Annotated in this window: 19 protein-coding genes; 13 read left to right on the forward strand and 6 right to left on the reverse strand. The window is 28.4% G+C overall.

Annotation, left to right across the window (positions count from 1 at the left end; translation table 11 throughout):
- Positions 1-90: 90 nt before the first annotated feature.
- From CLTHE_RS11420 to CLTHE_RS11455, 8 genes are all read left to right on the forward strand, one after another.
- A complete protein-coding gene (locus CLTHE_RS11420) occupies positions 91-864 on the forward strand; it encodes a TatD family hydrolase (protein WP_080023551.1) in 774 nt (257 codons plus the stop codon).
- Between the two features lie 248 nt (positions 865-1112).
- On the forward strand, positions 1113-2174 hold the full coding sequence (locus tag CLTHE_RS11425) for a G5 and 3D domain-containing protein (RefSeq protein WP_080023552.1): 1062 nt from the start codon (positions 1113-1115) through the stop codon (positions 2172-2174).
- Positions 2175-2412: 238 nt separating this feature from the next.
- The gene (gene rnmV, locus CLTHE_RS11430) at positions 2413-2961 is read left to right on the forward strand and encodes a ribonuclease M5 (protein WP_080023553.1); all 549 of its coding nucleotides are present in this window, start codon (positions 2413-2415) and stop codon (positions 2959-2961) included.
- Complete coding sequence (rsmA, locus tag CLTHE_RS11435; RefSeq protein ID WP_002599022.1) at positions 2962-3804, forward strand: 16S rRNA (adenine(1518)-N(6)/adenine(1519)-N(6))-dimethyltransferase RsmA; 843 nt, start codon at positions 2962-2964, stop codon at positions 3802-3804.
- A 74-nt stretch (positions 3805-3878) separates the two neighbouring features.
- Positions 3879-5018, forward strand: a complete 1140-nt coding sequence (locus tag CLTHE_RS11440; RefSeq protein WP_080023554.1) for a hypothetical protein — start codon at positions 3879-3881, stop codon at positions 5016-5018.
- A 95-nt stretch (positions 5019-5113) separates the two neighbouring features.
- Positions 5114-6010, forward strand: coding sequence for a YhfM domain-containing protein (locus tag CLTHE_RS11445; protein WP_169840849.1), 897 nt, complete (start codon positions 5114-5116; stop codon positions 6008-6010).
- Entirely contained in the window at positions 6003-6839 is an 837-nt protein-coding gene (locus CLTHE_RS11450) for an Mrp/NBP35 family ATP-binding protein (RefSeq protein WP_002599019.1), read from the forward strand. The genes CLTHE_RS11445 and CLTHE_RS11450 overlap by 8 nt, the downstream gene beginning before the upstream one ends.
- A 36-nt stretch (positions 6840-6875) precedes the next feature.
- Positions 6876-7064 carry a ferredoxin gene (locus CLTHE_RS11455; protein ID WP_002599018.1) on the forward strand — a complete coding sequence of 63 codons (189 nt, stop codon included), beginning with the start codon at positions 6876-6878 and terminating at the stop codon, positions 7062-7064.
- A gap of 71 nt (positions 7065-7135) precedes the next feature.
- On the opposite strand, the gene CLTHE_RS16545 is transcribed toward CLTHE_RS11455, so the two are convergent.
- The 4 genes from CLTHE_RS16545 to CLTHE_RS11470 all read right to left on the reverse strand — a co-directional run bounded on the left by CLTHE_RS16545 (position 7136) and on the right by CLTHE_RS11470 (position 9904).
- The gene (locus tag CLTHE_RS16545; RefSeq protein WP_143324073.1) at positions 7136-7318 is read right to left on the reverse strand and encodes a hypothetical protein; all 183 of its coding nucleotides are present in this window, start codon (positions 7316-7318) and stop codon (positions 7136-7138) included.
- Positions 7319-7403: 85 nt separating this feature from the next.
- Positions 7404-7868, reverse strand: coding sequence for a PadR family transcriptional regulator (locus CLTHE_RS11460; RefSeq protein WP_080023555.1), 465 nt, complete (start codon positions 7866-7868; stop codon positions 7404-7406).
- Between the two features lies 1 nt (position 7869).
- Positions 7870-8718, reverse strand: coding sequence for a DegV family protein (locus tag CLTHE_RS11465; RefSeq protein ID WP_080023556.1), 849 nt, complete (start codon positions 8716-8718; stop codon positions 7870-7872).
- A 178-nt stretch (positions 8719-8896) separates the two neighbouring features.
- Complete coding sequence (locus CLTHE_RS11470) at positions 8897-9904, reverse strand: DUF3048 domain-containing protein (RefSeq protein ID WP_080023557.1); 1008 nt, start codon at positions 9902-9904, stop codon at positions 8897-8899.
- 248 nt (positions 9905-10152) lie between these two features.
- On the opposite strand from CLTHE_RS11470, the gene nrdD reads away from it, so the two are divergent.
- The 3 genes from nrdD (at position 10153) to CLTHE_RS11485 (ending at position 15650) form a co-directional block, all read left to right on the forward strand.
- Positions 10153-12270: an anaerobic ribonucleoside-triphosphate reductase gene (gene nrdD, locus CLTHE_RS11475; RefSeq protein ID WP_080023558.1), complete on the forward strand. Its 2118-nt coding sequence runs from the start codon at positions 10153-10155 to the stop codon at positions 12268-12270.
- A 271-nt stretch (positions 12271-12541) separates the two neighbouring features.
- Positions 12542-13699, forward strand: coding sequence for a homocitrate synthase (nifV, locus tag CLTHE_RS11480; protein ID WP_080023559.1), 1158 nt, complete (start codon positions 12542-12544; stop codon positions 13697-13699).
- A gap of 28 nt (positions 13700-13727) precedes the next feature.
- Entirely contained in the window at positions 13728-15650 is a 1923-nt protein-coding gene (locus CLTHE_RS11485; RefSeq protein ID WP_080023560.1) for an aconitate hydratase, read from the forward strand.
- A gap of 37 nt (positions 15651-15687) precedes the next feature.
- Here the strand turns inward: CLTHE_RS11485 and CLTHE_RS11490 are convergent, their stop codons facing one another.
- Together CLTHE_RS11490 and CLTHE_RS11495 are read right to left on the reverse strand one after the other, a co-directional pair.
- Positions 15688-16116 carry an EamA family transporter gene (locus tag CLTHE_RS11490; protein ID WP_080023561.1) on the reverse strand — a complete coding sequence of 143 codons (429 nt, stop codon included), beginning with the start codon at positions 16114-16116 and terminating at the stop codon, positions 15688-15690.
- Positions 16117-16284: 168 nt separating this feature from the next.
- Positions 16285-17451 carry an MFS transporter gene (locus CLTHE_RS11495; RefSeq protein WP_080023562.1) on the reverse strand — a complete coding sequence of 389 codons (1167 nt, stop codon included), beginning with the start codon at positions 17449-17451 and terminating at the stop codon, positions 16285-16287.
- A 265-nt stretch (positions 17452-17716) separates the two neighbouring features.
- Between CLTHE_RS11495 and nrdG the strand changes: the two genes are divergently transcribed.
- Together nrdG and CLTHE_RS11505 are read left to right on the forward strand one after the other, a co-directional pair.
- Entirely contained in the window at positions 17717-18232 is a 516-nt protein-coding gene (gene nrdG / locus CLTHE_RS11500) for an anaerobic ribonucleoside-triphosphate reductase activating protein (RefSeq protein WP_080023563.1), read from the forward strand.
- A 12-nt stretch (positions 18233-18244) separates the two neighbouring features.
- Positions 18245-19729 (forward strand): leucyl aminopeptidase, encoded by a 1485-nt coding sequence (locus CLTHE_RS11505; protein WP_080023564.1) that lies wholly within the window; start codon positions 18245-18247, stop codon positions 19727-19729.
- The last annotated feature ends 8 nt before the right edge of the window (positions 19730-19737 follow it).

Consider the following 19737-nt stretch of genomic DNA (forward strand, 5'->3'; position numbering starts at 1 on the left):
CACCTTCTTTCTTTATGAATAGTTTTGTTAGTATTATATAATACTGTATAATGATAAATAAAGTTTATTAGAAAAAAGGGAGTTAATAAAATGGATTATAAGATTTTTGATACACATGCTCATTATGATTCAGAAGATTATAATGAAGATAGAAAAGAACTATTAAATGAAATGAATAAAAATGGAGTAATAGGAATATTAAATTGTGCTTCTTCATATGAAAGTGTAAAAGAAGTTTATGATTTAACTAATGAGTACGATTTTATTTATGGAGCTTTAGGAATTCATCCAGAAAATGCTGATGAGCTTACAGATGAAAGATTAGAGGAAATAAAAGAGCTTATAAATAACAATGATAAAGTAATTGCAGTAGGCGAAATTGGATTAGATTATTATTGGGAAGAAAATCCTCCAAAAGAAGTTCAAAAAGAAACTTTTAGAAAACAAATGGCTTTAGCTAAAGAATTAAATCTTCCAGTTGTAATACATGATAGAGATGCACATAAGGATACTTTAGATATAATGAAGGAATTCCCAGAAGTTAGAGGAACAGTTCATTGTTTTTCAGGAAGCGTTGAGTTTGCAAAGGAATGTATAAAACTTGGATATTATATTGGATTTACTGGTGTAATAACATTTAAAAATGCAAAAAAATTAGTTCAAGTTGCTAAGGAGATTCCTGTAGATAGAATCCTTGTAGAGACTGATGCACCTTTTATGGCACCTGTTCCTAACAGAGGAAAAAGAAATCGTTCAGATTATATAAAAGAGATTATTGAAAAAATAGCGGAAATTAGAGAAATAAGCCCAAAAGAATTAAATAATCAAGTAAATGAGAATTTTTTCAAGTTGATGAGAATATAAATATAAAGTAAAATATAATGGATTTGATTGTATAAAAAAATAAAATATGGTAATTAAAAGTGATAGCTTTACTATTCGTATGCCATTTAGGGGGAAACTCCTAGTTTAAAAACTTAAATTGGAAAATTAGAACTAAAATCATAGATAAAATTTATGATAAATACGATAGTTCTAAGAGCAATAGGGATAAATTTAATTAAAAGGTTACAAAAAGATTAAATTTTCTTATATTGCCAAAGGAGGTTAAAATGGTAGAAAAATTTAAAGCTTGTAAAGAGAATTTTTCTAACAGTCCAAATGCAAAAAAACTAACATTAGCTATAGCCTTATGTTTAGCTGTAGCTACGATAGTTATCGTAAATGTTAGAAAGACTGTTAAAGTAACTATTGATGGGGAAGAAGAAACTTTAGTTACTTACAAAGGAACTGTTGAAGAGGTGTTACTATCTAAAGGTATTGAAGTTAAAGATAAAGATAAGGTAGAACCTTCTTTAGAATCTAAAATTGATGAGAATGATGAAATTATAGTTAAAACTGCTGTTCCTGTAAATGTTAAGATGAGTGGGAAGGAAATTGCCCTTCATACCGCTGAAGAAACTGTGGGACGAGCATTAGAAGCAGATATTGAAGAATTAAAATCAAAAGGAATTGACTATAATAAGGATTTAGATGAAGTAAATCCAGGCGTTGACACAAAGATTACACCTAATATGAATGTAAAGGTAGTAGATGTGGAAATTAAAACTGTTAAGGAAGAAAAATCAATACCTTACGAAACAGTTGTTAAAAATGATTCAAACCTTGAAAAAGGAAAAAAAGTAGTTAAGAGTGAAGGTACAAATGGAAAGAAACAAGTAACTTATAAGGTAACTTACAAAGATGGAAAAGAAGTTTCTAAGAAAGAAGTACAATCAAAGACACTTTCAAAACCAGTTAATGCATTAGTAATGCAAGGTACTAAAAATCCAGTTAAATATATACCTAATAGAGGAAGTGGATCACCTTTAAAGTATAAAAAGAAATTAGTAGTTCAATCTACAGCTTATGCTTTACATGGTACTACTGCAACAGGAGTTAAGCCAGTATATAACCCGGGTGGAATTAGCACAATAGCAGTAGATCCTAGAGTTATTCCTTTAGGAAGTTTAGTATATGTAGAAGGATATGGACTTGCAAGAGCAGCAGACACTGGTGGAGCTATCAAGGGAAATATAATTGACGTATATTTTACATCGAATGAAAGGTGCATACAATGGGGTAGACGATATGGGCTAAATGCTTATATAGTTGCATATCCAGGCGAATGGTAAATAATTTAGAGGATAAGACTAATCTTATCCTCTATTTTTATATATTTTTATTAAATATAAGTGTTTGTAAAATAAATTGATCTTTATATTTTGAGTTTGACATAATTAATATATATATGTAAATTTAATATATAAATAAGAAGTGTGGGGTTTTTTCAAATATAAATAAATTCATTTCGATTAAAATATAAGAAAGTTATTTATATTTGAGGGAATTTCATGAAAGGAAGTTTATATTATGATTAAAGAAGTTATAGTAGTTGAAGGAAGAGATGACATTGATGCTATAAAAAGAGCAGTAGATGCTGAATGTATAGCAGTTGGTGGATTTGGTATAAATAGAAAAGTTATAGAAAGAATAAAAGAAGCACAAAAGAGAAAAGGGGTTATTGTTTTTACTGACCCAGATTTTGCTGGAGAAAAGATTAGAAGCATTATTTCCAAAAGGGTAAAAGGAATAAAACATGCTTATATTTCTCAAGATGAAGGTTTAAAAGATGGAGATATTGGGGTTGAAAATGCATCTCCAGAAACAATAATAAAAGCTCTTGAAAATGTAAAAATAACTGTTGAAGAAAAGAGAGAAGAATATAACGTTGAAGACATGATGTACTTTAAATTAACTGGTGATAAGGATTCTAAAAAAAGAAGAACTCTTTTAGGAAAAATACTTGGAATTGGATATGGAAATAGTGCACAAATGATTTCAAGATTAAATAATTATGGAATATCAAAAGAGGAATTTGTAGAGGCAATAAAAAAGGTTGAAGAGGAGATAAATAAGTAGATGGATTTAACAAATTATAAAACGCAGGATATAGTAAAAAAGCATGGATTTAATTTTACTAAAAGTTTAGGACAAAACTTTTTGATAGATAAGCAAGTTGTAATGGATATTGTAGATGGAGCAGAGATAGGTCCAGAAGATTTTGTTATAGAAATAGGACCTGGAGTTGGAACATTAACAGTAGAAATGCTTAAGAAAGCAAAAAAGGTAACTTCTATTGAAATAGATAAAGATTTAATACCTATATTAGAAGAAGAATTAAAAGATTATGATAATTTTGAGCTTATACATAAAGATGCACTAAAAGTTAATTTTGATGAACTTATAGGTGAAGAAAAGAGTGTTAAAGTAGCAGCTAACTTACCATACTATGTTACTACACCATTAATAGCTCAACTTTTAAAAAGTGGAGCAAAATTTCAAAGTATTACTATAATGATTCAAAAGGAAGTAGCAGATAGAATGGATGCTAAGCCAAATACAAGAGATTATGGATCACTTTCATTAATGGTTCAATATTATGCTGAAACTAAGGTTATAAGAACTGTTGCTCCTAGTTCATTTATGCCAAGACCAAAGGTTGAATCTATAATAATAAGACTTGATAGATTAGAAAAACCAAGAGTAAAGGTTGAAAATGAGAAATTTTTATTTGATTTAATAAGAGATGTATTTAATATGAGAAGAAAAACTTTATGGAATGGAGTTAAAAATCTAGGAGTTGGAAAAGCAGATTTAGAAAAAGCTTTTGAAGAGGCTAACATTGACCCTAAAAGAAGAGGAGAAACTCTTACAATAGAAGAATTTGCAATTCTTGCAGATAAAATTTATGCGTATAAATAAAATAGTATTATCATATTTAGGATATTGATGCATATATTATATGGAATAAATATACATGTGGAGGTAAAAGTAACTTGGCACATAATAAATTGTATAGAAATTTCATAATATTACAAGAGGACGAAAATAATGCATCAAGCGGCGATAAAGCTGTATCAGGTTATTCAAAAATTGAAGCTAAGGGAGACAAATGTAAAATCACTTTTTATGCTCAAAATTTAAAAAAGGAAGACAATTATTCCATAGTACTTATTTGTTATAAAAAAGATACTAAACAAATAATAGATATGGGGCCACTACTAGTATCTGATAATGGAAAAGGTGAAGCTAGTAAAGAATATCATTCAGAAAATATAGCTGGAATAAATATGTCATTTGATAAGATTTCAGGAGCTGGAATATGTAAAAATACAGGTGGAAAACTTGTTTTCATGTTATATGGTTTTATGAATGGAGAAAAACCAGGAACTGGATGGAAAAATTGTCCTGTTATAAAAAGTGATGATAAAAAATCAATTGTGAAACCAATAGTAGAAGAAAAACCTAAGAAAGTAGAAAAACCTAAAAAAGAAGAAAAGTGTAAAGATAAAGAAAAGGAAAAAGAAAAGGACAAGGATAAGAAAAAAGACAAAGATAAAGAGGATTGTAAAGAAAAGTGTAAAGAAGAATGTAAAGAGAAATGTAATGAAAAAGATAAAATAGAAGAGCAAATCAAAATTAACATGAAATGCAAAGAAGACTTCGAGTGTTATGAAAGAAGTATTGAAGAAGCTAATATAGATCCAGATAATTTTAAACTTAGAGGTGGAGTTGGAAACTTCTTTGAAAATATAGCAAAAGGCTTTGAAGAGGTTAAAGGTTGCTTTAAAGAGATAAAATACTGCAAATGGTATAAAGTTCCTGTAAATACCATTGATGATATGTGTGATGCTAAAAATCACGACAAACATTCAATTGTTTATAATCCTATGATTAACTACTATCCTTATATAATAAAAAATAAACAATTTTTAATTGGATATAAATGTGATAATAAAGGTAATTTAAAGCATATAATTTATGCTATAAAAGGTAGAAAAAATGCAGAAGATCAACCTTATATGGGTAAATCTGGTTTTGTTACCTGGATTAAAGGTAAAGAAAATGATGGTAATGGATATTGGCTAATGTTCTATGATTATAAGAAAGCTACTGTAGTAGTACCAACAAAGTAAGATTATTAAATAAAAGTTAATTCGTTGCCATAAAATGTGTAAAGTATTATAATAATTATAATTAGGAGGAGCCTAAGGCTTCTCCTAATTAATTTATGAAAAACATAAATAGAGAAGGTGATATTGAAGTGAATGGTAAAAAGATAATAGTTGCAATAGTCATTATAGTAGCTGCTGGACTTTTACTTATTGGTTTTGCACCTATTAATGGAATACTAGTTAAATTAGGATTTAGAAATAATGATTTTAATTACATAGTGCAAACTAAAGTAGATAAAATAGTTATTCAAAACAGTAGAGATCCAGGATTTAGATTTATAATTACAGATCCAAAAGCTATTCATCAATTATATGAAACATTATCTCATGGTAGTGTTAGACCAAAAGGAAGTTCATTACCTCCAGATTACATATTTGAAGTTTATACTGGAGATAAAGTTAAAAAATATGATTATGTTGTAGGCGTAGATAAAAGTGGAGAAGGGAATTTCTGGGATAAAAATCAAGCTTTCCAAGTGCCTAAAAACCTAGATGATACTATAATAAATAATCTTTCATTTATAAGAAAGCCGAGAGATTTTAATGAAATTTATTATGGAAGTATTATGAAAGTAATTGATTTAACTAAACATTATTATGATAAAGGAAATGCCAAAGTTGGAGTAGATGTCTTAGGGGACGTTGAATGTGTTAGATATCTATTCTCAGAGGATTTACAAAAATTCTCACAAGAACTTCAAAAGGTTGTTCCAGGAGCAAAACTTGTAAATGGCAATTTTAATGATTTTAATGTAATTATTAGTGCTAACAATAGAGGGTATAGCAGTAATTTATTTAAAACAATAATAACTGTAGATGATAGAGTAAATCATATTTATCAAAAATATTATGTTATAGGTAAATTTGATTTTAATAAATGGGATATAGAGGTTAGCCAACCAAATCAAGTACCAAATGATTGGTATACTTTAGGAGGACAAGGAAATGAGTAATTGTGATGGATGCGCAAGCCAAAGTTCATGTGCATCAAAAGGAATTGAAATATGTCCATCAGCTAAAACACCTAAATACGGAAATATAAAAAATGTAATAGGTGTAATTAGTGGAAAAGGTGGAGTAGGAAAATCAACTATAACAGGAATAATGGCTTCAATGTTAAGAAAAAAAGGTTATAAAGTTGGAGTTTTAGATGCTGATATAACAGGACCTTCAATGCCAAGATTTTTCGGAATTAATAAAAAAAGAGCTGGAATAAAGCAAGTTGATGAAAATAATATAAAATTTATACCTGTTGAAACTGAATCAGGAATAAAAGTTATATCAATGAATCTTTTAACTGAAGTTGAAGATGATCCAGTAATTTGGAGAGGACCAGTTATAAATGGTGTTTTAAATCAAATGTATTTTGATACTGTATGGGGAGATTTAGATTATTTACTAATAGATATGCCTCCAGGAACAGGAGATATAGCATTAACAGTTATGCAAGAGTTTAATGTTAAAGAATTAGTAATTGTATCAACTCCACAAGACATGGTTTCAATGATAGTTAAAAAAGTTGTTATAATGGCTCAAAAAGTTGGAGTTAAAATAAAAGGTGTAGTTGAGAATATGGCGTATATTTCATGTGATAATTGCCAAACTAAAATTAGAGTGTTTAGTAAAAAGTCAGCAGAAGAGCATGCTGAATATTTAGGATTACCTTTAATTGGAGAGCTTCCTATAAATCTTGAGCTTACTGAAGCTTTAGAAGAAGGTAAGGCAGAAGAGTATGTTATAGATAATCCATTATATTCACTTGTATTCGAAGGCTTATATTAAATACCTCTTAATTTAATAGAAAAGAGGCGTTAAATTATGCATGCAGAAGTAGATAAAGATACTTGTATAGGATGTGGATTATGTCCTACATTATGTGAAGAAGTATTTGAAATGGATGATGACGGAAAGGCAGTTGCAAAAGCAGAACCAAGTTCAGATGATATTATAGCAAAAGCTAAGGATGCCGAAGTAAGCTGTCCAGTAAACGCAATAACAGTAGAATAAAAATAAAAGGCTATAAACTAAAAAGTTTATAGCCTTTTATCATTTGTGTGAAATGTTTTTAAGAGAACAATTTAAATTAAGTTATTAGTAGTGTTAATGTAGGAATGGGAGGAGGTTGCCATGGATGAAGGTATAAAGATTTTATCTCCTATATTATTATTATTTACATATGATATAGGAATAACTTTTATAATATCTGAATCTGATATTACAAAAGCTTCTGAATTATTTAAATCTATAATCTTCGCAAACATAATGCACCTCCATAAAAGTATTATTTACTGAAAAAATAAAATTATTCTAAAATATAAAAGGAATGCTAAAATAGCATTCCTTTTATTAATAAATATCATTGTATATTAAATTAAATACATCTAGTGCTTCTTCAATTTTAGGCTTTAAAAGAGCTTTTTTTCTTAAATAATCTTTATGACCTTCTTCTGTAATTGAATATATTTTTTTAAATTTCTTTTTAGGATCATCCCATTCACCAACAATCAATCCTTCGCTTTCAAGCTTTTTTAAAATAGGGTATATTCCACCTGTACTTGGGCGCCATTTATCATCAGTTCTTTGAGAAATTTTATGTGCAATTTCGTTACCGTTAGTAGGATTTAAATTTAATATATGCAAAACATATATAGGTAATAATCCTTTAGTAAATACTTGCCCTGAACTAGTAGCCTTAATTTTTTCTTTTTTAGCTTTTTTTAGTTCAGCCATCCTCTTTTTATATTCATTATATAAACGTTTCTCTTCGGACTTTATATCCTTTAAGCTAGTGTATTCAAAGTTATCATTCATATTAATGAACCTCTTGTAATGATACTCCCACAGTACCAGGTCCAGTATTAACACCTAATGCAGGACCTATTTTTGAAAATCTTATACTTTTTATGTGATCAAAATCTTTTATCATTTCATAAAGTTTTTGAGCAAGATCATCAGCGCCTCCTGATAAAACAGTTACATCACAATCACCATATTTATCAAGTTCTTGTTTAGCTATTTTTTGTAATCTTGAAAGAGCTTGTTTTTGTCCTCTAACTTTTGCATATGTTTCATAAACACCTTCATCAGAAACCCATATAATAGGTTTTATATTAAGAACAGAACCTATTGTACCTGCAACAGAACCTATTCTTCCCCCTTTTTTTAAATACTCTAATGTATCAATTGTGAAGTATCCATGTGATTGAGTTCTAAGAATAGGTAGCTTTTCACATATCTCTTCAAATGAAAGTCCATCTCTAATCATCTTAGCAGTCATTAATACAAGAGTTCCTTGAGGGGCACTTAATGTTTTTGAATCAAAAACAAAAGATGTTAAATTAGGATGATCTTCTAATAATAATCTAAATGAGTTTCCAGTACCAGAGAAATGACTTGAGATTGAAATCATAATTACATGAGTATATCCCTCTTTTTCTAATCTGTTTAATACTCCTTCCATGTAATCAATACTTGGTAATGAAGTTGTAGGAATATGTTCTTTTAATCGATTGTAAACATCATCTGGTGAAATTTCTAAAACATCATTATATTCTTTTTCTGGGTATATTATTCTAAAAGGAACAAGTTCTATATTGTTTTCCTTCAATTCTTCTAATGTTAAATCAGAACCACTATCGGTTACTAAAGCAATTTTTTGCATACTAAAATCCTCCTTAGTACAAACTATATCATTATTGCTAATTTAATCTATATCACTATTGCTAATTAAAACTATATCACTACTGATATAGTTTTGCAATTTATTTCTAAAAAATTCTAAAAAAAGAAACTCAAATTTTATAATTTTAATAAAAATTGAGTTTAGAAAATTTAAATTTTTATTCTATTGAAATTTTAGCTTCTTTATCAATAACATTTATTATTGTATTTCCAGGAGATAGTTTGATTTCATTTCCTTTAGAATCATAGAATTTTGTTTGACTATATTCAGAAATTTTATTCCAAGTAATATCAGATTTTTTTCCATTAGTAAATAAGTAACCTGTTCCTTCACCTACTAAATCTATGTCTAAATGTGATCCATCTTCATTTAAATAAATATCAGTTTTTTGTACTATTACATTTGTAAAAGCTACTGGATTATTATTATTAGCATCTATAGATACTTCATTATCCATATATTTTGTATATTTTTCATTTTCAAATTTATAGTCTATTGTATAAATTTTATTAGGTTCAATATGAATATTATTTGCTATTTCTTTTGAAGTATTTAATGCATTGACATCATATTTAAAGAATTGCTTTGTGGAAATATTAAAGTTTTTTTCTTTTATCAAATTTTTAAGTTTATCTGAGCTAGTGTACAAATTATGAGGAGCTTTTCTATTAGTATCTCTAAAGTAAGCTTTGGAATTAAACATTTCATTTAAACTCATTAAGGAAGAATCAGATTTAATTTCACTAATTGCTGCAGAAGAACCTCCACAATGTCCAAAAGGAAGAGCATGTTCTTTAGCAAAAGTTAAAAAGTATGGCCTAACACTTCTTACAGGTCCTATTTTTTCAGGAGAATTTTTATGGAATAAAGCTAAAAATCTAGGAATACCACCTTCTGCTGAAGTTTCATAAACAATATCTGCCTCTGATAATCCATTTTGTGGTCTTGCAAAAGAAGAATTCTCTATTATTGACATGTAAGCAGTTTGCAAATTTGGATTATCTGAAGAAATTTCACCAGTGTATGGATAAATAAAGGTTTCTTTTGGAATATTATTATTAACACCTGCAGATGTTTGAGTAGATTCTTCATTTTCTAAATTCTTATTACAACCTATTAATAAGAAAGTAGAAAATATAGTAAGAATAAAAAATAATTTTTTCATTTTAACACCTTCTTTTTTAAAAATTAATATACTTTATGTATATTAATTTGAACTATAAAAAGATAACTTAATGTTTATTAAATCATAAAAGAAAAAGTACAAAATAAACTAAAAAATAGAGATAAATAGACATAAGTATAACTATATCAAACAAATATATAGGAAAAGGTAATTGCACCTGTATATATTTTGAAGTATAATAATACAGTAATAAATATACTAGATATTGTGTAATGGGGGTAGTTTAAATGCTATATGTTGTGAAGAGAGATGGCAGAGAGGTTGAATTTAATTCATCTAAAATAGCTAATGCAATTCAGAAAGCAGCTACAGAAGTAGGTGTAAAACTTAGAACAAGTCAAATTTTTGACATAGTTCAAAAGGTAATAAATTATATAGAAATGACTGGAAATGACAGAGTTTCTGTTGAGGAAGTTCAAAACTTAGTTGAAAAAGCATTAGGAGATACAAGTTTAAAAAGTGTTGTTATAGCTTATAGAAACTACAGAAAAGAAAGAACAAAAGTTAGAGAAATTAAATCAGACCTTATGAAAGCCATCGGAAAAATTGGTGTTGAAACAGATAGAGATAATGCTAATGTTGGAAATAATTTTAGCTCCAAACTTTTAAGAATTGCATCTGAATCAAACAAATGGCACAATTTAGCAACTATGCCAAAGCATTTATCAAAAGGACATGAAGTTGGTGATTTATACTATCATGATTTAGATAGTTATAACTTAACAACAAATTGTCTTCATATTCCAACTAGAGAATTATTAGAAAAAGGATTTAATACTGGATATGGAACTATAAATGCACCAAGAAGAATAGAAACAGCAGCAGAGCTTTCATGCATTCTTCTACAGTCAACTCAAAATGATATGTTTGGAGGTCAAAGTCATCCTGATTTTGACAATGATATGGCAGTATTTGTTAAACCAACAAGAGACGAAATAAAAAAAGAATTTATTGAACTAGGAATTGATGAAAGTAAATTGAATGAACTAGTAGAAAAAAGATTAAGAAATAGAATTCACCAAGCAATGCAAGGAGTTGTATATAATCTTAATACAATGCACTCAAGAGCAGGTTCACAAGTTCCTTTCTCATCAATTAACTTAGGAATACCAAATTCAGAAGATGCAGCTTTAGTTTGTGAAATATTCTTATTAGAATACGAAAAAGGGCTAGGAAAAGGTGAGCAACCAATATTTCCAAATATAATCTTTAGAGTTAAAGAAGGTATAAATAGAGAAAAAGAAGATAAATATTACTATTTATATGAATTAGCTTGTAAAGTAGCAGCAAAAAGAATGAACCCTACATTTATGAATATAGATGCGGACTTCAATAAATTTTATTATGATAAGGGATATATGCCAGCAACTATGGGATGTAGAACTTATTTAATGAAAAATGTAAATGGAGAACCTGGATGTAAAGGTAGAGGAAATATAGCTCCTACTACTATAAACCTTCCAAGAATCGGAATACAAGCTGAAGGGAACATTGATAAGTTCTTCCACATATTAGATGAGAGATTGGAAACTGCAAAAGAATCACTAATGCATAGGTATAGTGTACTGAAAAAATTAAGAGTTAAAGATTTACCTTTTGTTGCAGGACAACATTTAATGAAAGGTTCTGAAAATTTAAATCAAGATGATTCAATAGAACCAATTTTAAAACAAGGAACTTGGGGAATTGGATTTATAGGACTTGCAGAGACATTAACTGCATTAATAGGAAGTCATCATGGTGAGTCAGAAGAAGCTAGAGAATTAGGAGTTAAAATAATAACTTATTTAAGACAATACTGTGATAAGTTATGTGATGAAACAAATCTTAATTGGAGTGCTTATGCTACACCAGCAGAAGGACTTTCCGGAAAATTTATAAAACAGGATCAAAAAATGTTTGGATTAATAAAAGGTGTTACTGATAAAGAATATTATACAAATAGTTTCCATGTTCCTGTAGGATGTCCAATATCAATAACTAAAAAAATAGATATTGAAGCACCTTATCATAGCTTGTGTAATGGAGGACATATAAGTTACTTAGAAGTTGATGATTGTCCAACAGGAGAAGCTATAATGGATATTTTAAATTATGCTTATAAGAAAACTAATATAAGTTATTTAGGTATTAACTTTCATATAAGATATTGTAAAGATTGTGGAACTTATCTTAAAAATGAAGATAAAGTTTGTCCTAATTGCAAAGGAAATGATATACAAGGTGTTTCAAGAGTTACAGGATATTTAAGTCTTGATGAAAGATTTGGGCCTGGTAAATATCATGAGAGAGAAGATAGAATAACTCATACTGACTCTCATACTAATTATTATAGAAATTGCTAATATCAAAGAACTCAAATTAAAAGTTTGAGTTCTTTATTTTTTGTACAAAAACAAAGAAATGTTTTCTATAAAAATTAAAATTTTAAATAAATGCAATAAAATAAAAAAAAGTTGCAAATAAGTATTGTATTATGAAGGAAAAAATAATAAAAATATTTTAAAATGCAAGAGGAAAAAATAATCTTGCAAAAATTATTGAATAAATGTATTTATTATGATATTATGGTATAAATTAGAAATTGAATTGGGGATTAAAGAGGGGGCGTAATAAATGGCAATAATAAATCCTGAGAATGGGAAAAAAATTTATATAGTAGATACAACCCTTAGAGATGGTGAACAAACAGCAGGAGTAGTATTTGCAAATGCTGAAAAAGTTGCTATAGCTGAAATGTTAAGTGAGCTTGGGGTAGATCAATTAGAAGTTGGAATTCCTACTATGGGTGGGGATGAAAAAAGAGCAATAAAAAATATAGCAAATAGAAATTTAAAAAGTAGTATAATGGCTTGGAATAGAGCAGTAATTTCAGATATTGAAGAATCAATTGATTGTGGAGTTGATGCAGTTGCAATATCTATATCTGTTTCAGATATTCATATAAAACACAAACTAAAAACTTCAAGAGAATGGGTTTTGGAAAATATGGTTAAATCAGTTGAATTTGCGAAGAAAAATGGATTATATGTTTCTGTAAATGGAGAAGATGCATCAAGAGCAGATAAAGATTTTTTAGTTCAATTTATGAATACAGCAAAAAAAGCAGGAGCAGATAGATTTAGATATTGTGATACTGTAGGTATAATGGAACCTTTTAGATTGAAAAAAGATATTGAATATTTATATAAAAATACAGGATTTGATATAGAAATGCATACACATAATGATTTTGGAATGGCAACAGCTAATGCTTTAGCAGGAACTAAAGCAGGAGCAAATCATATTGGTGTAACTGTAAATGGATTAGGAGAAAGAGCTGGAAATGCTGCTTTAGAAGAAGTGATTATGGCATTTAAAATATTACTTTGTCATGATACTAATTTTGATACAAAAATGTTTAGAGAAGTTTCAGAATATGTATCAAGAGCCGCAGGTAGAGAATTACCTCCATGGAAAGCAATAGTTGGAGATAATATGTTTGCTCATGAATCAGGAATACATGCGGATGGAGCTATAAAAAATCCAAAAAATTATGAGGCTTTTGATCCAAAAGTTGTTGGATTAGAGAGACAAATTGTCATAGGAAAACATTCTGGTAAATCAGCTATTATAAATAAATTTAAGGAGTATGGAATTGAACTTAATAAAGAGGAAGCTGAGGGTATACTAGATATGGTTAGAGCAACAGCTGTTAGGCTTAAAAGAAGTCTTTTTGATAAAGAGTTAGTTAGACTTTATAAAGAATACAAAGATTTGAAAGCGAGAAATTAGAATAAAAGGTTAAGGGGGAATTTACTATATGGGGGATAATTTAGTTTTAAAGATTTTAAAAAAGCATTTAGTTGAAGGAAAAATAGAGACTGGACAACCAATAGGAATTAAAATAGATCAAACTTTAACTCAAGATTCTACTGGGACTATGGCATATTTACAATTAGAGGCTATGGAGATAGATAGAGTAAAAACTAAGAGATCAGTTGCATTTGTAGATCATAATATGCTACAACAAGGCTTTGAGAATGCAGATGATCATAAATTTATCCAAACTGTAGCTTCAAAACATGGAGTTTATTTTTCAAAACCGGGAAATGGAATATGTCATCAAGTGTTTTTAGAGAGATTTTCAAAACCAGGTGAAACTTTAATTGGCTCAGATAGTCACACTCCAACAGCAGGGGGAGTTGGAATGCTTGCAATGGGCGCAGGAGGACTTGATGTTGCACTTGCTATGGCAGGAGGTGCATATAATATAAATACTCCTAAAGTTTATAAAATAAATCTTACAGGAAAATTAGGATCAATGGTTGCAGCTAAAGATATAATTTTAGAAGTTTTAAGAAAATTTTCAGTAAAGGGTGGAGTAGGGAAAATATTTGAATATGGAGGAGAAGGAGTTAAAACTCTTTCAGTTCCAGAAAGAGCTACTATTACAAATATGGGAGCAGAACTTGGGGCAACTACTTCTATTTTCCCAAGTGATGAAAGAACATTAGAATTTTTTAAAGCGCAAAATAGAGAAAAAGATTTTATATATTTTGAACCAGATGAAGACGCAATTTATGATGGTGAAGTAACTATAGATTTAAATAAATTAGAACCTTTGGCAGCTAGACCACATTCACCAGATAATGTTTTAGAAGTTTCAGAAATAGGTAAAATAAAAGTTGATCAAGTAGCTATAGGAAGCTGTACAAACTCTTCTTACGAAGATTTAATGAAAGTAGCTAAAATATTAAAAGGAAAAAAGGTACATCCAGATGTTAGCCTGGTTATTGCACCAGGATCAAGACAGGTTATGGAGATGATAGCTAGAAATGGAGCTTTAGGAGATATAATAAGCTCAGGAGCTAGAATATTAGAAAATTCATGTGGACCATGTATAGGAATGGGGCAAGCCCCTGGTACAGATGGAATATCATTAAGAACATTTAATAGAAATTTTTATGGTAGAAGTGGGACTTTATCAGCTAAAGTTTATTTAGTTAGCCCTGAAACAGCAGCAGTTTCAGCAATAAATGGAGTTCTTACAGACCCTAGAGAAATGAAAATTGATTTAAATATAGAAATGCCAGAAGAGTTTATTATTGATGATTCAATGATTTTAACTCCAGCAAAAACTAATAAAGAGGTACAAGTTAAAAGAGGTCCAAATATAAAACCATTTCCAGTTAATAAACCTTTAGATGAAAAATTAAGTGGAAAAGTTTTATTAAAGGTTGAGGATAATATAACAACAGATCATATAATGCCTTCAAATTCAAATCTTTTACCATTTAGATCAAATATTCCTTATCTTTCAGAATTCTGTTTTAATACAGTTGACAAAGAATTTCCAAATAGAGCTAAAGAAAATGGCGGAGGATTAATAATTGCAGGAGATAATTATGGGCAAGGATCAAGTAGAGAACATGCAGCATTAGCACCACTTTATTTAGGAATAAAAGCTGTTTTAGCAAAATCTTTTGCAAGAATTCATAAAGCTAATCTTATAAATAATGGAATTATTCCTTTAGAATTTAAAGATGAAAAAAGTTATGATTGTATAGACTTAATGGATGAGATTATTTGTGAGAATATAAAGAATGAATTAAAGCTTGGAGAAGTAACTTTTAGAAATAATACAAATGGAATAGAATTCAAAGCAACTGTAGATTTAACTGATAAAGAAATTGAAGTTATTTATGCAGGTGGAAGACTTAATTATGTAAAATATAAAAATTAAAAAAAGAAAGATACTTAAAATTTAAGTATCTTTCTTTTTAATGTAAAGCTATAACTATTCCACCTATAACTATGAAAGCAACACCAATTATAGTTTTTGCTGATAAGTGTTCTTTTAATATTAGTGCTGATAGTAAAATAGTGATTGCTATGGACATTTTATCTATTGGTACAACTTTAGTTACACTACCATGTTTAAAGGCAAAATTCATAAATAACCATGAAAGTGCTCCAAAAATTCCAGTTAGAACCAAAAACAAAAGATCTTTCTTATAATTGGTTATACCTGAAAGTTTTGTGAAATCACCATTAAAAGATGAAATTATAATAAAAAATATAGCCATAATAATAGCTTTAATAGTACCTGCTAAAGAGGGACTAATATTTGTTACTCCAAGCTTAGTGAAAATACTTACTAAACTTGCAAATACAGCACCTAAAATAGCATAAATAAACCAAAGTGGCATAAAGATCTCCCCCCTCTAATAGTAAAGTATACTACTTTATTTAATGTAATATAATATTTAGTAATTAAATAATTGATTTTAATATATATTATGAAATTAGCGTTATTAGAAAATATAAAAGAGAATTATATATAATTTAAAAGGAATGTGTTTTATAACACATTCCTTTTAAGCAAATTTAGGTTTTTTATAAGTTGCTATAATTATTGAACCTATAATCATCATTATTATTGCAATAGGAAATATAATTACACCATCGTTATTATTTAGTAAAATTCCACCTACGATACTACTAATGATTTGAGGAATACATATAAATATATTATTTACTCCCATATATTCACCTATGTGACCTTTGGGAGCTATTTCAGGAACTAAGGAATAGTAAGCTACTTGGAACATTATAAATGCAATTCCTGAAATTATTGCAAATATCCAAAGCATATATAGTTTTGTTACATCCCAACCAATAATAAATGCAATTCCGTAAACTATACAACAAATAAGAAAAACTCTATCTTTTCTCCACTTATCACAAAGCATTCCTATGAAAACAGAAAGAATCATACCAACTAATGTTAGAGCGGTTAAGGCAAAACTTATTTCTGTACCACTAAAGTGATCTCTTTTTTCATAATAAGGTATCCAAAATGGAGTTATTATTCCATAAGCAAAATAAAAGCATGAACCTGTTAAAAATACTTTCATAGCAGGTAAATTTTTTAGAAAATCTAAATTAAGTTTTGGGGGAGTTGTAGCTTCTGTATCTTTTTCTTTTACTAAATAGCAAATAAATAATATTGGTAGTAAAGCTAAAATTGCGATTAAAATAAAAGGTAATTTATGATTTATGTTAAATAATATTACAGCAAATAAATAAAATAATAATCCTCCGAAAGAATAAAATAATTTTCCTAATCCATTAACAGAACCAACTTGATTTGGTTCAACACTTTCTGGCATCCAAGAATAATATGCTCCTTGGAAAAAATTAAAGGAAGACCAAGCTACGAAAACGCATATAAGCATTTCTATATAACTCTTAGAAAATCCTAATAGAAAAACAAAAACTCCACCTATTATTCCTCCTAAAAGAGCCCAAGGTTTTCTTTTTCCCATTTTAAATCTTTTTTTATCACTTAAAACTCCTCCTATATAAGGAAAGAAAATTCCAGTAAAAGAGCAAAGTGCGGCAATTAATCCTAGTTTAAAGTCAGAAGGTGTTACAGTCTTAACTAAAAGTGGAAGAAGTGTACTTTTCATATTCCACATAAACCCTAACCCAAAACTAGGAATTGCCATTAAAATTGGCATATACATACTTCGTTTTTTCATAAAAAAATCTCCTGTAAAATATTATAAAAATTTTAAATTAAAGAACTAGTTTAGTTTTTTCGGCTTTAATTATACACCTATAAATTTTTGTGTATATAGTTTTTAGAGTATATTAATTGATTGTTATTAATATAGAAAAATAGGTTATAATTAAATGAAAGAAGTTATTTAAAAAATGAATTAATTAATAATAGTTATCAAATGTATTTATTAAATCAGAGTAAAGTAGTATAATATAAAACAAAGATTAGAGGAGCTGATTTCTTTGGCAAAAAAGATAAGACTTGCAGGAATAGCATATGAAAGTTTAGTTAATGGTCCTGGAATGAGAAGAGTTTTTTTTTCACAAGGTTGTAGACATAATTGTATAGGGTGTTTTAATCCAGATACTCATAGTTTTACAGGAGGAGAAGAAAAAGACATGGATGAACTTATTCAGGATGTCTTAGATAATCCAATTTTAAAAGGAGTTACTTTTAGTGGAGGAGATCCTTTTGAAAGGGCAGAGGAATTTGCATATATGGCTAAAAAGTTTAAAGAAAATAACTTAAGTGTTTGGTCATTTACTGGTTATACAATTGAGTACTTATTAAAAGAAATAGATAATAGAAAAGGCTTTAGAGACCTTTTAGAAAATATAGATGTACTTATTGATGGTAAATTTGAAAAAATGCTCTCTAGAGAAGGTTTAAAATTTAGAGGCTCATCTAATCAGAGAATAATAAATGTTCAAGAAACTTTAAGATTAGGAAAAATAATATTAATGGAAGAATATATGTAAGGAGTGAAATAAATGAAAGTTAGTGTTAAATCAAAAAAATGTAAAGAATCAGAAGGATTAATAGTATCTTTATTTGAGGATAGTTTAGAAATAAAAAATCCTGAAATAAAGAAAATGGTAGATTATTTAAGTAAGAATGAAAAATTCTTAGGAAAATCAGGAGAAGTTTATAACTATACTCGTGAAGTTGAAGGAAGAATTCAAGATGTAATTTTATTAGGACTTGGAAAAGAAGATAAATGTACTTTAGAAGGAATTAAAGTAAATCTTTCAAAAGCTTATAAAAAAGCTAAAGAATTAAAAATAAATGATTTAGTAGTAAGAATGATAGTTACTGATAAATTTGATGTATGTGAAAGAGCAAAAGCTATGACAGTTTCTTTAATTCTTTCAGATTATAAATTTGATAAATATAAATCATCAAATAAAGAAGAAAAAGAAGTTCTTGTTTCATTATCAGGATGTAGTATTGATAATTCAAAATTAGATGCTATTAAAGAAGCTGTTAAAGAAGGAGAAAATATTGCAGAAGGAATTATAATTGCAAGAGATTTGGTAAATGAGCCTGCAAATGTAATGTATCCAGAAGTTTTAGCTAATTCAGTTACTAAACTAGGACAGGAATATGGATTCCAAGTAGAAGTTTTAGGAAAAGAAAAAATTGAAGAGCTTGGAATGGAAGCTTTTTTAACTGTTGGAAAAGGTTCAATAAGAGAACCAAAACTAATTGTTATGAGATATTTTGGAGATGAATCTAATAAAGAAAATGTAACAGGTTTAGTTGGTAAGGGATTAACTTTTGATGCAGGTGGATATTCATTAAAACCTTCAACTAGTATGGATACAATGAAATCAGATATGGGAGGAGCTGCTGCAGTAGCAGGAACAATGGCTTTAATAGCTAAAAGAGGTTTAAAAGTAAATGTTATTTCAGTAGTTGCAGCGTGTGAAAATATGATTTCAGGTGGAGCTTATAAACCAGGAGATGTTATTGGAAGTATGCAAGGAACTACTATAGAAGTTCTTAATACAGATGCTGAAGGAAGATTAACTCTTGCAGATGCAGTAACATATATTCAAGAAAAAGAAAATGTTAAAGAAGTAATAGATTTAGCAACATTAACTGGAGCTGCTTTAGTTGCACTTGGAGACACAACAACTGCTATACTTTCAAATGATGATAAATTCTTTAATGAAATTGAAGAAGCTTCATTAAAATGTGGAGAAAAACTTTGGAGATTACCAGCATTTGATGAATATAGAGAATTAATAAAATCAGATATTGCTGATATAAAAAATATTGGTGGAAGATATGCAGGAACAATTACAGCAGGTCTTTTCATTGAGAAATTTATAAAAGAAGGAACTTCATGGATTCACATGGATATTGCAGGAACAGCTTGGACAGATTCACCAAAACCTTATAAAGCAAAAGGTGGAACAGGAATTCCAGTAAATACTTTATATGAATTATTAAAAGAAAGAAGTTCAAAATAAGAGCGTAA

The sequence above is a fragment of the Clostridium thermobutyricum DSM 4928 genome, from assembly GCF_002050515.1.
Taxonomy (GTDB): Bacteria; Bacillota; Clostridia; order Clostridiales; family Clostridiaceae; genus Clostridium; species Clostridium thermobutyricum.

What these genes read in the sequence shown, in the direction of transcription:
- nifV (WP_080023559.1), top strand. Translation starts at nt 12,542, where the DNA reads ATGGCAATAATAAATCCTGAGAATGGGAAAAAAATTTATATAGTAGAT.
- rsmA (WP_002599022.1), top strand. Translation starts at nt 2,962, where the DNA reads ATGGATTTAACAAATTATAAAACGCAGGATATAGTAAAAAAGCATGGA.
- CLTHE_RS16545 (WP_143324073.1), bottom strand. Translation starts at nt 7,318, where the DNA reads ATGTTTGCGAAGATTATAGATTTAAATAATTCAGAAGCTTTTGTAATA.
- CLTHE_RS11425 (WP_080023552.1), top strand. Translation starts at nt 1,113, where the DNA reads ATGGTAGAAAAATTTAAAGCTTGTAAAGAGAATTTTTCTAACAGTCCA.
- CLTHE_RS11450 (WP_002599019.1), top strand. Translation starts at nt 6,003, where the DNA reads ATGAGTAATTGTGATGGATGCGCAAGCCAAAGTTCATGTGCATCAAAA.
- CLTHE_RS11495 (WP_080023562.1), bottom strand. Translation starts at nt 17,451, where the DNA reads ATGAAAAAACGAAGTATGTATATGCCAATTTTAATGGCAATTCCTAGT.
- CLTHE_RS11465 (WP_080023556.1), bottom strand. Translation starts at nt 8,718, where the DNA reads ATGCAAAAAATTGCTTTAGTAACCGATAGTGGTTCTGATTTAACATTA.
- CLTHE_RS11455 (WP_002599018.1), top strand. Translation starts at nt 6,876, where the DNA reads ATGCATGCAGAAGTAGATAAAGATACTTGTATAGGATGTGGATTATGT.
- CLTHE_RS11460 (WP_080023555.1), bottom strand. Translation starts at nt 7,868, where the DNA reads ATGAATGATAACTTTGAATACACTAGCTTAAAGGATATAAAGTCCGAA.
- CLTHE_RS11445 (WP_169840849.1), top strand. Translation starts at nt 5,114, where the DNA reads ATGAAAAACATAAATAGAGAAGGTGATATTGAAGTGAATGGTAAAAAG.
- CLTHE_RS11505 (WP_080023564.1), top strand. Translation starts at nt 18,245, where the DNA reads ATGAAAGTTAGTGTTAAATCAAAAAAATGTAAAGAATCAGAAGGATTA.
- CLTHE_RS11485 (WP_080023560.1), top strand. Translation starts at nt 13,728, where the DNA reads ATGGGGGATAATTTAGTTTTAAAGATTTTAAAAAAGCATTTAGTTGAA.
- CLTHE_RS11470 (WP_080023557.1), bottom strand. Translation starts at nt 9,904, where the DNA reads ATGAAAAAATTATTTTTTATTCTTACTATATTTTCTACTTTCTTATTA.
- CLTHE_RS11490 (WP_080023561.1), bottom strand. Translation starts at nt 16,116, where the DNA reads ATGCCACTTTGGTTTATTTATGCTATTTTAGGTGCTGTATTTGCAAGT.
- rnmV (WP_080023553.1), top strand. Translation starts at nt 2,413, where the DNA reads ATGATTAAAGAAGTTATAGTAGTTGAAGGAAGAGATGACATTGATGCT.
- CLTHE_RS11420 (WP_080023551.1), top strand. Translation starts at nt 91, where the DNA reads ATGGATTATAAGATTTTTGATACACATGCTCATTATGATTCAGAAGAT.
- nrdD (WP_080023558.1), top strand. Translation starts at nt 10,153, where the DNA reads ATGCTATATGTTGTGAAGAGAGATGGCAGAGAGGTTGAATTTAATTCA.